This is a genomic window from Gemmatimonadales bacterium (genome assembly GCA_036265815.1).
Taxonomy (GTDB): domain Bacteria; phylum Gemmatimonadota; class Gemmatimonadetes; order Gemmatimonadales; family GWC2-71-9; genus CAVVWJ01.
On the sequence record DATAOI010000052.1, the window covers coordinates 127,357 to 139,297 of the forward strand.

An 11,941-nucleotide genomic window follows, 5' to 3' on the forward strand; every position below is an offset into this window, starting at 1 on the left:
GCGCCGTACCGGGTGCTCGTCCCGCACCGCGATGCTCCGCGCATGCCGGCTGTGAGCGGTGTAGCTTCCTCGCATGGCTCGTTCGGATTCGGCCTCCCCCCTGGTGCCCGAGGTCGCCACCGTGGATCCCCGGCGGCTCGAGCGCCTCCGCCGGGTGGGGTACCTGCTCGACAACTCCATCCCCATTCCGGGAACCCGCTACCGGCTCGGCATCGACTCGCTGATCGGCTTGGTGCCGGGGCTGGGCGACATCATCGGCGGCGTGCTCTCGCTCTACATCATCGCGCAGTCCGCCCGGCTCGGCGCCCCGCGCAATCTCCTGCTGCGAATGGGGTGGAACGTCGCGATCGATACCCTGATCGGTGAGGTACCCATACTGGGTGATCTCTTCGATATCGGCTACAAGCCCAACCTGCGCAATCTCGCGTTGCTGGAGGCCTATCTCCGCCGGCCGGCGGAGCTCGAGCGCTCCACCACTCGGCTCGCGATCCTGCTCGGGGCCGGTCTGCTGCTGCTGACCCTGGGAGCGATCGCCGTGGCCGTGGTCTTCCTGCGATTTCTCGATGGACTCCTCAAGCACGGACTGCTCCGGTGACCACCCCACCCCCGTCCATGTACAGCGTGGCGATCTTCGTGCACGACATCGGGCGCGCGGTGGAGTTCTATCGCGACCATCTGGCGCTGCCGCTCGCCAAGCAGGGAACGTTCGGAGCGGAGTTCTTTCAGGAGGGAACCCACATCGGGGTGCATCCGGCCGTGCACCCGGATGCCAAGGCGATGGTTGGCCGGCACACCGGCATCACCTTGCACGTCCCCCATCTGCTGCGCTACTGCGGCCAGCTCCACGACCGGGGGGTTCGATTCATCACCGAGCCCGCGCAGCAGAGCTGGGGCATCATGGCCATGGTGGCCGATCCGGACGGCAACGTGCTGGCGCTGTGGGAGGATCGGGTGCCCGAGGGCGAGAGCCACACCGCCCACGTCGATCAGGCGGACGGCGCCTATTAGCGGTCCCTCAGACCTCCTCCTCTGCTCCCGGCCGGAAGGGTGAGATGCCCCGAGCGGCGGAGTCACCGCGGAAGCAGTCCTCGACGATCTGCCCCTGCTGCTCCATGCCGTAGCTCTCGAACGGCTTCCCTGCCTCCAACTGGTAGGCGTACGGACTCTCACCGACGCCGAGCGTCCGGTGGAGCAGATCCCTGCACTGGGTAATCAGCCCTCGCCGGAGGTAGGCCCAGGCGCCCCAGGTCTGATACTGCCCGCAGTGGGTCAGCTCGTGCGCCAGCACCGGTACGTCGGCGGCGCAGCGATCAGGTAGAAAGATGTGATTGCCCAGGGTGACCGCGCGCCCCCGGCTGGCCCACAGCACCGCGCGGCGGATACCGTCGGGACGCTCTCCCCGGTGGAGCCGCACCCGTGAGAGATCCACCCGCGCGGCGAGCGTGCCGAGGACCACCTGCTCATTACGGTTCAGACGCACTGCCATCGTCGGCTCGCTCAATCGCCCAGGAATTCTCCGATCGGTGCCAGCGACTCTATGTGGTCGCAGAATATCTTGAACGTCGCCAGGAGTGGGACGGCGATGAACGCACCGGCCACGCCCCACATCCACCACCAGAAGATGAGTCCCACCAGGATCGCGACCGGGTTGAGCGTGAGCCGCCGTCCCAGAATCACCGGAGTGACGAGGTTGGACTGCACGATGTTCACCGCCAGATAGCTGGCCGGCACCAGCAGGGCATGGCCGGTGCTCGGAAAGGTCACCAGCCCGGCGAGCGCGAGAATCACGAGCAAGGTGGTGGATCCAAGATAGGGGATGAACTCGGCGAGCGCCGCGAGCGCGCCCCACAACACCGGGTTTGGCATACCGACGGCGAGCATGACCAGCGTCACGATCGTACCCAGCGCCAGGTTCACCAGAGTGACGGTGAAGAGGTAGGTCGAGATCGATGCCTCGGTTTCCCGCGCGATCGTGACCGCCTTCTTCTTGTCTTTGAACTGGGGAAGCACCCGGATCAGCTTCTGCAGGAACAAGTCTCCCACGGCCAGCAGGAAGTAGAGGAGCACCAGCGTCTCGAGCGCGCCCGCCACAAAACCCTGCGTGTTGCCGAACAGGCGTTCGCTGAGCCGTGGACCCCGGATCACGACCTCGGGGGGACCACCCTTGCTCACCTCGGTTGCGGCCTCGACTTGCTCGGCAGTCCGGGTCACCTGCTCGACCGGCCTGCGAACCTGGCGGAGACGCATCTGTATCCGCTCCATGCTCTCGGGAGCCCGGGCCATCCAGGCCTGCGCCGGCTCCGCCAGACGGTAGGCTCCCCCACCCAGCGCGCCGAGCAGCGTCAGGATGACCAGTGCCGCTCCGACAGGCTCCTTGATCCGGAGCCGCTTCAACCCGCGAATCACCGGACTGAGAAGGAAGTCGAGCAGGACGGCAATGACGATCGGGAGGAGGAGTACCCGGGCGAAGTACACCGTATAGAAGATGGCGAGAACGAACAGCCCGGTCATCGCGATCGAACGGATCTCCACCCGGTCCAGCGCCTCGCCCAAACGGCGGAGATCGGGCTGGCCGGCCGCGGCTCCTGCGGCAGCAGGCGCGGGCACGGTCACGTCGGGGGTGAAAGCCGAATCTCCGGAGTCGGCGGTCCTGGCCATTGGTCTATCCTTGGGTGAATGATCGGCCGCCCTTGTCCCCGGCTCCCGGCCGGCACTAAGGTTACCCGTTGCCGGCCGCGGCGGCTGTGCGCCAACACACCGGTAGCTTCTCGATCCCTGGTGGGGAGCATGTCGCGCCTCTGGCAATCGGTGGTCTCGATCTGGGCCTGGCTGGTCCTGGTCGTCTGCGTGCTGCTCTGGCTGCCGCTCATGTTCCTGGCCCGGCTGGTCACGGCCCCGTTCGATCGCGGGAGATATTTCGTCGGCTATCTCTTCCGGCAGATCCCGGTGGTGATGGTCACGCTGAACCCCCTCTGGCGCTTCCGCTGCATCGGTGCGATGCCGCCCAACCCTCGCAATCCGTATGTGGTGGTCTCCAACCACGAGTCGTTCGTCGACATCCTGCTCATCAGCCATCTCCCCTGGGAGATGAAGTGGCTGTCCAAGGCCGAGCTCTTCCGGATTCCGGTGCTGGGCTGGCTCATGCTGCTGGCCGGTGATATTCCGATCAAGCGCGGCTTCGGGCCCAGCGCCATCGAGGCGATCGCCCGCTGCCGCGCCGCGCTGGCCAACCGTGTCTCGGTGATGATCTTCCCGGAGGGCACCCGCTCACCCACGGAGGACATGCTGCCGTTCAAGGATGGGGCGTTCCGGCTGGCCATCGACGCCGGAGTGCCGATTCTTCCAATCGTAGTCCACGGCACCCGGACCGCACTCCGCAAGCACGACTGGCGCCTGGGGCGTTCGACGGCCGTGGTCCGAGTGCTGCCGCCGGTCGAGACCTCCGGCCTCACGGCCGAGGATGTGCCGGAGCTGAAGCAACGGGTCCGCCAGCTGATCCTGGACGCCCGCGCGGAGCTGACCGCCGGCGGGTAATTCCGGGCGCTGGGTCGCCTTACCCCCTCCCCAGGTCCGCCGGTGCCCGCATTCGCCCCACCGCGCCCGCCAGCGCCAGCAGCGTGAGCAGATACGGCAGCATGAGGAAGAGCTGGTAGGGGACCGCCAGGCCGAGCGACTGGAAGACGAACTGAAGCGCGGTGGCCACTCCGAACAGCAGCGATGCCACCGCGACGCCGGCTGGATGCCAACGGCCGAGCACCACGATCGCGATGGCCACGTACCCGCGCCCCGCCGTCATCCGCTCCGCGAACGAACCGACCTGCGCGAGCACCAGTGTGGCCCCCGCCAGTCCGGCGAACGCCCCACCCGCGATGGTGGCGCCGGCCCGCACCCACCCGGTGCGGATCCCGTTCGCTCGCGCCATGGCCAGAGACTCTCCGGTCGCCCGAAGCGCCAGTCCGGGGCGGCTCCGAAACAGCACCCACCACACGACCGGCAGCAGGAGGAAGGCGAGATACGTCGGCGCCGGCTGATCGAAGAGCGCCGGCCCCAGCAGGGGAATCCGGGCAAGTCCGGGGACTCGGATTGCCTGGAGCGTGGCGACCGCCGGACCGGCACCACCGGTGCCCAGTGCCTGCCGGTAGATCATCCCCGTCAATCCGACTGCGCCAAGCGTGAGCGCCGTGCCCGAGATGATCTGATCGGCCCGGGCGCCGATCGCCACCAGCGCAAAGAGCGCCGCGAGCGCCATTCCGGCCAGCATGCCGAAGCCGACGCCGGTCCACGGTCCGAACCAGGCGGCGCCGAGCGCGGAGGCGAGCGCCCCAGCGAGCATCATTCCCTCGAGTCCGAGGTTGATGACCCCGGCCCGCTCGCTCACCGTCTCCCCTGTCGCGGCAAGGAGCAGCGGAGTCGCGACCCGCACCGACGCCGCTAGGAAGCCGCCGACCAGCCCCGGCGTATCGATCAAGCCGGCAGGCGCATCGCTCGCGCCTTCCTGCCGGCCGTAGCCTCACGGCGGTCCACGTCCACTAGGAGCACCACCAGGATCACCACCGATTCCACCACATAGACCGCGACGGCGGGAACACCGGCGTCCCGCTGCATCGCCCCGGCACCCGCCTCCAGCGCGCCAAACAGTATCCCGGTGGCCACCACGCTTAGCGGATGGAGCCGCGCCAGCAGCGCGACGGCGATGGCGGTGAAGCCATATCCCGGGGAGAGATTCTGGAAGAGTGCGTAGGAGACACCGCTCACCTCCACACCGCCGGCCAGCCCAGCCAACCCACCCGAGCCCAGGAGCGCCACCGCCGTGATCCGCCGTGCGTCGATGCGGCCGGTAATTTCCGCCGCCCGCGCTCCCGCGCCTACCGCGCGAAGCTTGAAGCCCCAATGGGTGCGCGCGAAGAGATACCAGAGCACCAGCGCCGCCAGCAGCGCAAGCGCGAAGCCGGCGTGCAGCCGGCTTCCGGGCAGCAACGGCAGCCGGGCGGCCGGAGCGATGGAATCGCTCTGGGGATAGATATGCTGCCGCTCCTGCAGCGGTCCCTGCACCACCAGGCTGACCAGCGCTTCCGCGACGAAGTTGAGCAGCAGCGTGCTGATCACCTCGAGCACGCCGAATCGGAGCTTGAGCAGGATCGGGACGGCGACCCAGGCCATGCCGGCGAGGACGGCCGCCGCCCAGACGGAAGCGATGGCGACCGGAGCCGGATGGCCGGCGACGTGCAGTCCGACCCAGGTGGCCGCGATGGCTCCCGCGTAGAACTGGCCTTCGGCGCCGATGTTGAGAGCGCCGCCCCGGAAGGCGAGCGCGATACCCAGCCCGATGATGATGAGCGGGACCGACCGGACCAAAGTCGCGGAGGTGAGCGCGTACCAGGAGCCGAATGCCCCTTGCCAGAGGGAGCCGAGCGCGGCCGTCGCGTCGTAACCCGCCAGGTGCAGGCTCAACGCCAGGGCCAGGAGGCCCAGAGCCAGCGCCGCCGCCGAGCCGCTAGGCCGCACCCGTCACCATCAGCTCACCGATCAGTGACCGCGTCAGGCTGGTTCCGACGGAAAGGACCGCGCCTCGATTCATCACGACGATGCGGTGGGCCAAATGGAAAACCTCATCCAGATCGCTCGAGTGAATCAGTATGGCGGCCCCGCCGGCTGCCGCCTCGAGCAGTCTGGCGTGAATCTCGGCAGCCGCCCGGATATCGAGCCCGCGTGTCGGGTTCTCGGCCACGATCACCCGGGGTGCGCGGGCCAGCTCTCGTGCGGCCACCAGCTTCTGCTGGTTGCCTCCGCTGAGCGCGGAGGCGCGGGTTTGCGGACCGGGCGCGGCTACGGAGAAGTCCTGCAGGAGGACAGCCGTACGCCGGCGGGCGAGACGCCAATCGATCCGCCCATGCCGAAGCCAGGGATCGCCCGGCCGGGATCCCAGCACCACGTTCTCGGCCAGCGTGAGATCGGGAATCAATCCCTCGGTGGTCCGGTCCTCCGGAATGAAGGCGACCGGACCCGCCACGTCGAGTTTTCCTCTGATCGGAAGCAGACGCCCCGCTATAGCCCGCAGCAGCTCGCGTTGCCCATTGCCCTCCACTCCCGCGACGCCGAGAATTTCGCCGCCATGCACCACCAGCGATGCGTGGCGCACGGCGATCCCGAATCCGCTCTCGCGGGGTACCTCGAGCGCCTCGATGCGCACCAATGCTGGCCCGGTGAAATCGGCGCTCTCCCGCGGTGTGGCGTCGGGGGGTGCGAGTCCCGGTAGAGCCTTGGACTCGCCGCCGATCATCGCCCGCGCCAACGACGCGGGCGTCTCCCCCGCCACCTGGCCGGTGTGGACCACCTTGCCCTGTCGAAGCACCGTCACCCGGTCGGCCGCGGCGAGCGCCTCGTCCAGCTTGTGGGTGATCAGCACGACCGATCCGCCGGAGGCGGTGAAGGTCCGCATTACCCGGAGCAGCTCATCGATCTCCCCCGGCGCGAGGACCGCCGTCGGCTCGTCGAGCAGGAGGATGCGCGCGTCGGCCGCGAGTGCCTTGACGATCTCCAGGCGCTGCTTCAGGCCCACGCTGAGACGCCCGGCCAGCAGGTCGGGATCGAGCGGCAGGCCCACCCGCTCGGCCAGAGCCTGCACCCGGCCGCGCAGCGGCTTCGGTGCAATCGGCCACCCCGCGGCGAGCGCCACGTTCTCCGCCACGCTGAGCGCCGGAATGGAGGTGAAGTGCTGATGGACCATGCCGATGCCGAGCCGACGGGCGGCGCGAGGCGAGCCAACGTCGCGGGGAACTCCGGCCACCAGCACCTGACCCGCGTCGGGCCGGACCAGCCCGTACGCGACGTGCATCAGGGTGGTCTTGCCGGCTCCGTTCTCGCCCAGCAGGCCGTGCACTTCACCGGGTCCGAGCGTGAAATCGGCCCCCTGCAGAGCTTGCACGGAGCCGAAGCGCTTCTGGATCTGGCGGAGCTCGAGCGCCGGTGCGGCCGGATCGACGGTCACAGCCCGGTGGGATGGTCGTGGAACTCCCACTCCAGCTCGAACCGCTCGGCCAGATGCGAGGCCAGGGCCTGAACTCCCAGAGTCTCGGTGGCGTAGTGACCCGCGAAGATCACGTTGAGGCCCCCCTCCATCGCATCGAAGTAGGTGTAGTGCGCGCCTTCCCCGGTGATGAAGGTATCCAGACCCGCCTCCCGCGCGGCACCGACCATATTTCCCGCGCCGCCGGTGATGATCCCGATCCGGCCCACCCGCTCGGGTCCGCCGGGAATGAGCTTGCCACCGGTGCGGAGCGTCCCCAGCGCGTGGTTCACCTCGCCCAGCAGGGCCTCTCTCGGGGCCAGCCGAGCCGGGGCACTACCCCAGACCCCGATGGGAGTGCCGCGGTAATCGCCGAACCATCCCTCGATTTCGATCCCGAGCCGCTCGGCCAGCACCACGTTGTTGCCGACCTCGGGATGCAGGTCCAGCGGAATGTGAGCCGAGTAGAGCGCCACGTCGTGCTCCAGCAGGGCGGCGATCCGGCGGTAGCGTCGCCCCGTCACCGGAAGGTTGCCATCCCAGAACAGCCCATGGTGCACCAGCAGGAGGGGCGGCGCACGGTGAGAGTCGGATTCATCCAGCACGCCATCGATGGTCGCCTGGCTGGCGTCCACCGCTGCCACGATGCTTCCGATCTTTCCTCGGTTCTCCACCTGCAGACCGTTGACCGCATTCCGTTCGTCGGGCACCTCCGCGATGCGGAGATAGCGGTCGAGGTACCCGACCAGGTCGCCGAGCTGGGCGGCGTCACTCATCCGTCAGGGACGCATCGCCTGCATGGAGGCGGGCCGGGGCGCGGCGAGCAGGGCGCCCGAGGCGATCGAATCGGCGGCCGCCTTGACCCGGGCCTTGAGGGCGGACGGGACCAGGCTGTCCAATCGGGGGTTGGGAACATACCGGAGGACGCCGCTGGCCAAGCCAAAAGCTTCCACTCGAGGGGTGAACTTCCCCGCCTTCACCTCTCTCGCCACCAGGAGCAGGGCCCGGGGAAGATCGATGACGGCACTCCCCACCACCCGGTCGGGGGCAAGGTTTGCCTGGTCGGCGTTGGCGCCGAAGGCGTAGACCCCCCGGGATTCTCTGACCGCCTGGAACATCCCCAGGGCGGCCGCATCCGCGTTGTGGTGGAACATGTCGGCGCCCACCCGGATGAGAGCCAGCGCGGCCTCCCGACCGGCCGCGGCGTCATCGAAGCTGTTCAGGTAGATCTTGCGGCTCCTCACCTTGGGGTTCACTGCGGTGGCACCATTGACCCAGCCCTGGTAGGCCGCTTCGATCGGGGGTAGCTCGATTCCGCCTACGAAACCCAACACGTTGCTCTTAGTCATCCCCCCTGCCACCATGCCTGCCAGGTAGCTGGCCTCTTCCAGCCGAAAGATGAGCGGGGCGACATTGCCCCGCGCTCGCGACCCCGAGGTGATGATGAACACCGTCTTCGGATACTGAGCCGACACTCGTTCGGCCGCGTCCTGAAACTCGAAGCCGTGGGCGAAGACCAGATCGAACCCCTGCGCGGCGTAGGTCCGAAGCGCCTCATCCTGTTCCGCTGGCGTCCGCGCCTCAACCTGGCTGATCGCCAGACCGAGGGAATCATGGATCTCCTTGAGCCCCTGGTAGGCACCGGAGTTCCAGGCCGCATCGGCGATGGATCCCGGAGTGATGAGGCCAACGCGGATCCCGGCCGGCGCAGCCGGTGCCGAGCAGGCCCCTAGAGCCATCAGCACGGCAGCATGACGACACAATGGTCGCACAAGCGACCTCAACCACTTCGGAATCGTTTTCAAAGTAAATGATTGTCCACAACTTAGGGCGATTTATCAACTCTTGTGGGAATCCGACGCCGGTTGCGCTCCGTCGGGTTGATCCATCTTGACCTCCCCGCTCACTTTGGCCCCTTCGACGATGGCGATGCGCGGCGTGAGGATGTCTCCGGTCACGATGGCGCTGGCCTGGAGCTCGACCCGGTCACGGGCGTGGATGGCCCCGCTCACCTGCCCCGCCACGACGGCTTCCTGGGTGTGGAGGTCGCCCTCGATCACGGCACCGGCGGCCACCAGCACCTGGGCCGCGGCCCGCACCGTTCCCCGGATCCGGCCCTCGATCCGTACGACGCCTTCGGTCTCCAGGTCCCCGATGACCGTCATGTCGCTGGCGACGATCGAAAACGGAATCTGGTCGGTGCGCCGGCGGCGGAGCTCGTTTCCCTGCTCGTCCCTCGCCGGGTTGGTGAAAATCCCCATCAGCCCCCCTCTTTGATCATGGTGCGCGGATCCAGTGAGACACCCTTTTGACGGATTTCGAAATGCAGGTGCGGCGCGCTCGATCGGCCGGTATTGCCGCTCAGGCCGATGACCTCACCGGGCGCGACCGCTGCGCCGGCCGTGACCAGGATCCGCGACAAGTGGCCATACATGGTCTGGTAGTCGTCGGGATGGCTCAGCAGGACGAAGAACCCGTATTCCGGATCCTCGCCGACCTGCTGCACCGTGGCGCCGCCGGCCGCGCGCACGACGCTTCCGATCGGCACGGCGACGTCGATGCCGGGATGAGCTTCATCGGCCGACCCCGTCCCGACCTGTCCTCGTGTGAGATAGCCCGCCTCGTCGAGAGGCCAGCGGCTTGGCAGGGTGAGCCCGTAGGCCGGCCCCGGGGCCGGGGCGGTAACCCGCGCCAATACCTGGGGAGCCACCGGCAGCGGCGCGCCCAGGGTGAGCGGGTCGCGCACGATGTCTCCACCCACCATCTGTCGCACCTGGGCATAACGGGATTCGAGGCTGTCGAGGGCAGCAGAGAGCTGGCGAATCTTGGCGTTGTCGGCCTGGAGCCGAGAGACTTGTCGCTCGAGGCCGGGCACTCGAGCCGCGGCTCGGAGCAGCGGCCCATAGAGCGCTGCCACCACGATCAGGGCGAACGCCGCGGTGCCGGCGAACGCCCCTGCGGCGCGGAGGACCCATAGCGGAACCCGGAGGGTCTGCGCCCGCGCCGTGCCATCCCGCTGGATGACGACGGTGACCGCGCGTGACCCGACCCTCATCCCTCGAAGGGTCGGCCGAGCATGAGCTCGAGCAGCCGAGCAAGATCGTCGTTGGAGTAATAGCTGATGGTGAGAAACCCGCGCCCCCTTCGCCGGGTCGTCACCCGTACGTCGGTACCGAGGCGCTTCCGGAGCTCGTCCTCCACCCGGCGGGCGTCGGCACTCACTGCGCGTGGGGCCGCACGGGGGCGGCGGGGCCGGTCTACGGCCGGCACCTCGGCACTCACGTCGCCGCGCACCCGCGCCTCCATCTCGCGAACCGACCATCCCTGCTCCACGGCCTCCTGCGCCAGGCTGCTCATCCGGGCAGGATCCTCCAGTGCCAACAGCGCGCGCCCGTGCCCCTCCGAGAGCTTCCGCTGATGCAGCAGTGCCTGCACCTCGGGAGGGAGCTGAAGCAGGCGAAGGAGATTGGCTACCGTCGCCCGGTTCCGTCCCACCATCCGGGCGATCTCCGCCTGGGGCAGGTGGAACTCGGCGGCGAGACGCTGGTACCCGGTGGCTTCGTCGATGGGAGAAAGATCGTCGCGTTGCAGATTCTCGATGAGCGCCAGGGTCAGCAGCGTCTGATCGTCGACTTCCTTCACCACCGCCGGGATTTTGCCCCACCCGAGCCGCCCGGCAGCGCGCCACCGCCGCTCGCCCGCGATGAGCTCATACCCGCCGTTCCGCGGCCGCACCACGATCGGCTGCAGCAGCCCGGAGGATTCGATCGATGCGACCAACTCGGCCAAGGCGGTCTCGTCGATCTCGCTCCGCGGCTGATAGGGGTTCGGCCGGACGCTCGCGATCGGCAGCTCGCGGAGTCCACTCGGCACCCCAGACTGCTCCCGCGAGACCGGCCCCAGCAACGCTTCGAGCCCGCGCCCCAACCGCTTGGTTTCGCTCATGTGGCCACCTCCGGGAGAGAGGCCGGCGGCTCGGCGAGCGCTCCGCTCTCCACTCGGCGAAGCAGCTCCTGACCGACGGCGAGGTAACTCTTGGCCCCGACCGACTGCACGTCGTACAACAGAATCGGCTTGCCGAAGCTCGGCGCCTCCGCCAGCCGCACGTTGCGCGGAATCGGCGTGGCGAAGACCTTGGCGCCGAAGTATTCCTTGGCGTCTTCCGCCACCTGGCGGCAGAGGTTCAACCGCGAGTCGTACATCGTGAGGAGCACGCCGGTGATGGCCAGTCCGGGATTGAAGTTCTGCTGGACCAGCCGGACGGTATTGAGGAGTTGCGAGATGCCCTCAAGGCCATAGTACTCGCACTGGATGGGGATCACGACTGCGTTCGAGGCGGCGAGCACATTCAGAGTCAGCAGACCAAGCGACGGTGGGCAATCCACCACGATGTAGTCATAGTCATCCTGCAGATCGGCCAGTATTCCGCGAAGCGCCGCCTCACGACCCTGGCGCTCGACGAGCTGCAGCTCGGCGCCGACCAGGTCCTGGGTCGCGGGCAAGACCGACAGATGAGGCAGCCCCGGAACCTGGACGATGACTTCTTTGGCCGGCAGCCCCTCCACCAGTGCGTCGTAAAGCGATAACTCCAAGTCGTGTTTGGTGATACCTACGCCACTGGTGGCGTTCCCCTGAGGGTCGGCGTCCAGCAGCAGGGTGCGCCGCTCTGCCACGGCGAGCGAAGCGGCCAGGTTCACGGCAGTCGTGGTCTTCCCGACGCCACCCTTCTGATTGGCAATCGCGATGATATGTGCCATGAAGGCTTTTCTTTAAGTTCTTGTGGGGTAATAGCTTAGATGTATTTTGCTATCGCTGGCCGGAAGGGGGTCTGGCCTAGGAACTGGCGACAAGGTGCAATATAGGCATGCAAGGCGTCAGCGCAAACACTGTGTTTCACGTGAAACGCGATTGATTGAAGAAGCACCACGAGGGAGT

The 11,941-nt window shown here is 67.8% G+C and carries 14 protein-coding genes; 3 read left to right on the forward strand and 11 right to left on the reverse strand.

The features are described from left to right. The first annotated feature begins 73 nt into the window (after positions 1–73). Both VHR41_11595 and VHR41_11600 read left to right on the forward strand, forming a co-directional pair. The gene (locus VHR41_11595) at positions 74–595 is read left to right on the forward strand and encodes a DUF4112 domain-containing protein (GenBank protein HEX3234833.1); all 522 of its coding nucleotides are present in this window, start codon (positions 74–76) and stop codon (positions 593–595) included. Beyond that, positions 592–1,008 carry a VOC family protein gene (locus tag VHR41_11600; protein ID HEX3234834.1) on the forward strand — a complete coding sequence of 139 codons (417 nt, stop codon included), beginning with the start codon at positions 592–594 and terminating at the stop codon, positions 1,006–1,008. The genes VHR41_11595 and VHR41_11600 overlap by 4 nt, the downstream gene beginning before the upstream one ends. 7 nt (positions 1,009–1,015) lie before the next feature. Here VHR41_11600 and VHR41_11605 read toward each other — a convergent pair whose 3' ends face one another. Then, positions 1,016–1,486, reverse strand: coding sequence for a DUF4157 domain-containing protein (locus tag VHR41_11605; GenBank protein HEX3234835.1), 471 nt, complete (start codon positions 1,484–1,486; stop codon positions 1,016–1,018). An 11-nt stretch (positions 1,487–1,497) separates the two neighbouring features. Next, a complete protein-coding gene (locus tag VHR41_11610) occupies positions 1,498–2,658 on the reverse strand; it encodes an AI-2E family transporter (GenBank protein HEX3234836.1) in 1,161 nt (386 codons plus the stop codon). A 129-nt stretch (positions 2,659–2,787) separates the two neighbouring features. Here VHR41_11610 and VHR41_11615 point away from each other — a divergent pair, with 129 nt between their 5' ends. Beyond that, positions 2,788–3,534, forward strand: a complete 747-nt coding sequence (locus VHR41_11615) for a lysophospholipid acyltransferase family protein (protein ID HEX3234837.1) — start codon at positions 2,788–2,790, stop codon at positions 3,532–3,534. Positions 3,535–3,553: 19 nt separating this feature from the next. Here the strand turns inward: VHR41_11615 and VHR41_11620 are convergent, their stop codons facing one another. From VHR41_11620 to VHR41_11660, 9 genes are all read right to left on the reverse strand, one after another. Continuing rightward, positions 3,554–4,468, reverse strand: coding sequence for an ABC transporter permease (locus VHR41_11620; protein HEX3234838.1), 915 nt, complete (start codon positions 4,466–4,468; stop codon positions 3,554–3,556). Next, positions 4,465–5,505: an ABC transporter permease gene (locus VHR41_11625; protein ID HEX3234839.1), complete on the reverse strand. Its 1,041-nt coding sequence runs from the start codon at positions 5,503–5,505 to the stop codon at positions 4,465–4,467. The genes VHR41_11620 and VHR41_11625 overlap by 4 nt, the downstream gene beginning before the upstream one ends. Beyond that, a complete protein-coding gene (locus VHR41_11630; GenBank protein ID HEX3234840.1) occupies positions 5,495–6,988 on the reverse strand; it encodes an ABC transporter ATP-binding protein in 1,494 nt (497 codons plus the stop codon). The genes VHR41_11625 and VHR41_11630 overlap by 11 nt, the downstream gene beginning before the upstream one ends. Continuing rightward, the gene (locus tag VHR41_11635) at positions 6,985–7,782 is read right to left on the reverse strand and encodes a Nif3-like dinuclear metal center hexameric protein (protein HEX3234841.1); all 798 of its coding nucleotides are present in this window, start codon (positions 7,780–7,782) and stop codon (positions 6,985–6,987) included. Before VHR41_11635 ends, VHR41_11630 begins: the two co-directional genes overlap by 4 nt. A 3-nt stretch (positions 7,783–7,785) precedes the next feature. Then, on the reverse strand, positions 7,786–8,745 hold the full coding sequence (locus VHR41_11640; GenBank protein ID HEX3234842.1) for a BMP family protein: 960 nt from the start codon (positions 8,743–8,745) through the stop codon (positions 7,786–7,788). Between the two features lie 99 nt (positions 8,746–8,844). Then, positions 8,845–9,267, reverse strand: a complete 423-nt coding sequence (locus VHR41_11645) for a polymer-forming cytoskeletal protein (GenBank protein ID HEX3234843.1) — start codon at positions 9,265–9,267, stop codon at positions 8,845–8,847. Continuing rightward, the gene (locus VHR41_11650) at positions 9,267–10,061 is read right to left on the reverse strand and encodes a M23 family metallopeptidase (protein HEX3234844.1); all 795 of its coding nucleotides are present in this window, start codon (positions 10,059–10,061) and stop codon (positions 9,267–9,269) included. Before VHR41_11650 ends, VHR41_11645 begins: the two co-directional genes overlap by 1 nt. After that, positions 10,058–10,951, reverse strand: coding sequence for a ParB/RepB/Spo0J family partition protein (locus tag VHR41_11655; GenBank protein ID HEX3234845.1), 894 nt, complete (start codon positions 10,949–10,951; stop codon positions 10,058–10,060). The genes VHR41_11650 and VHR41_11655 overlap by 4 nt, the downstream gene beginning before the upstream one ends. Further along, complete coding sequence (locus tag VHR41_11660) at positions 10,948–11,763, reverse strand: ParA family protein (GenBank protein HEX3234846.1); 816 nt, start codon at positions 11,761–11,763, stop codon at positions 10,948–10,950. Before VHR41_11660 ends, VHR41_11655 begins: the two co-directional genes overlap by 4 nt. Between the last annotated feature and the right edge of the window lie 178 nt (positions 11,764–11,941).

What these genes read in the sequence shown, in the direction of transcription:
- VHR41_11660 (HEX3234846.1), bottom strand. Translation starts at nt 11,763, where the DNA reads ATGGCACATATCATCGCGATTGCCAATCAGAAGGGTGGCGTCGGGAAG.
- VHR41_11635 (HEX3234841.1), bottom strand. Translation starts at nt 7,782, where the DNA reads ATGAGTGACGCCGCCCAGCTCGGCGACCTGGTCGGGTACCTCGACCGC.
- VHR41_11605 (HEX3234835.1), bottom strand. Translation starts at nt 1,486, where the DNA reads ATGGCAGTGCGTCTGAACCGTAATGAGCAGGTGGTCCTCGGCACGCTC.
- VHR41_11645 (HEX3234843.1), bottom strand. Translation starts at nt 9,267, where the DNA reads ATGGGGATTTTCACCAACCCGGCGAGGGACGAGCAGGGAAACGAGCTC.
- VHR41_11610 (HEX3234836.1), bottom strand. Translation starts at nt 2,658, where the DNA reads ATGGCCAGGACCGCCGACTCCGGAGATTCGGCTTTCACCCCCGACGTG.
- VHR41_11640 (HEX3234842.1), bottom strand. Translation starts at nt 8,745, where the DNA reads ATGGCTCTAGGGGCCTGCTCGGCACCGGCTGCGCCGGCCGGGATCCGC.
- VHR41_11595 (HEX3234833.1), top strand. Translation starts at nt 74, where the DNA reads ATGGCTCGTTCGGATTCGGCCTCCCCCCTGGTGCCCGAGGTCGCCACC.
- VHR41_11655 (HEX3234845.1), bottom strand. Translation starts at nt 10,951, where the DNA reads ATGAGCGAAACCAAGCGGTTGGGGCGCGGGCTCGAAGCGTTGCTGGGG.
- VHR41_11650 (HEX3234844.1), bottom strand. Translation starts at nt 10,061, where the DNA reads ATGAGGGTCGGGTCACGCGCGGTCACCGTCGTCATCCAGCGGGATGGC.
- VHR41_11615 (HEX3234837.1), top strand. Translation starts at nt 2,788, where the DNA reads ATGTCGCGCCTCTGGCAATCGGTGGTCTCGATCTGGGCCTGGCTGGTC.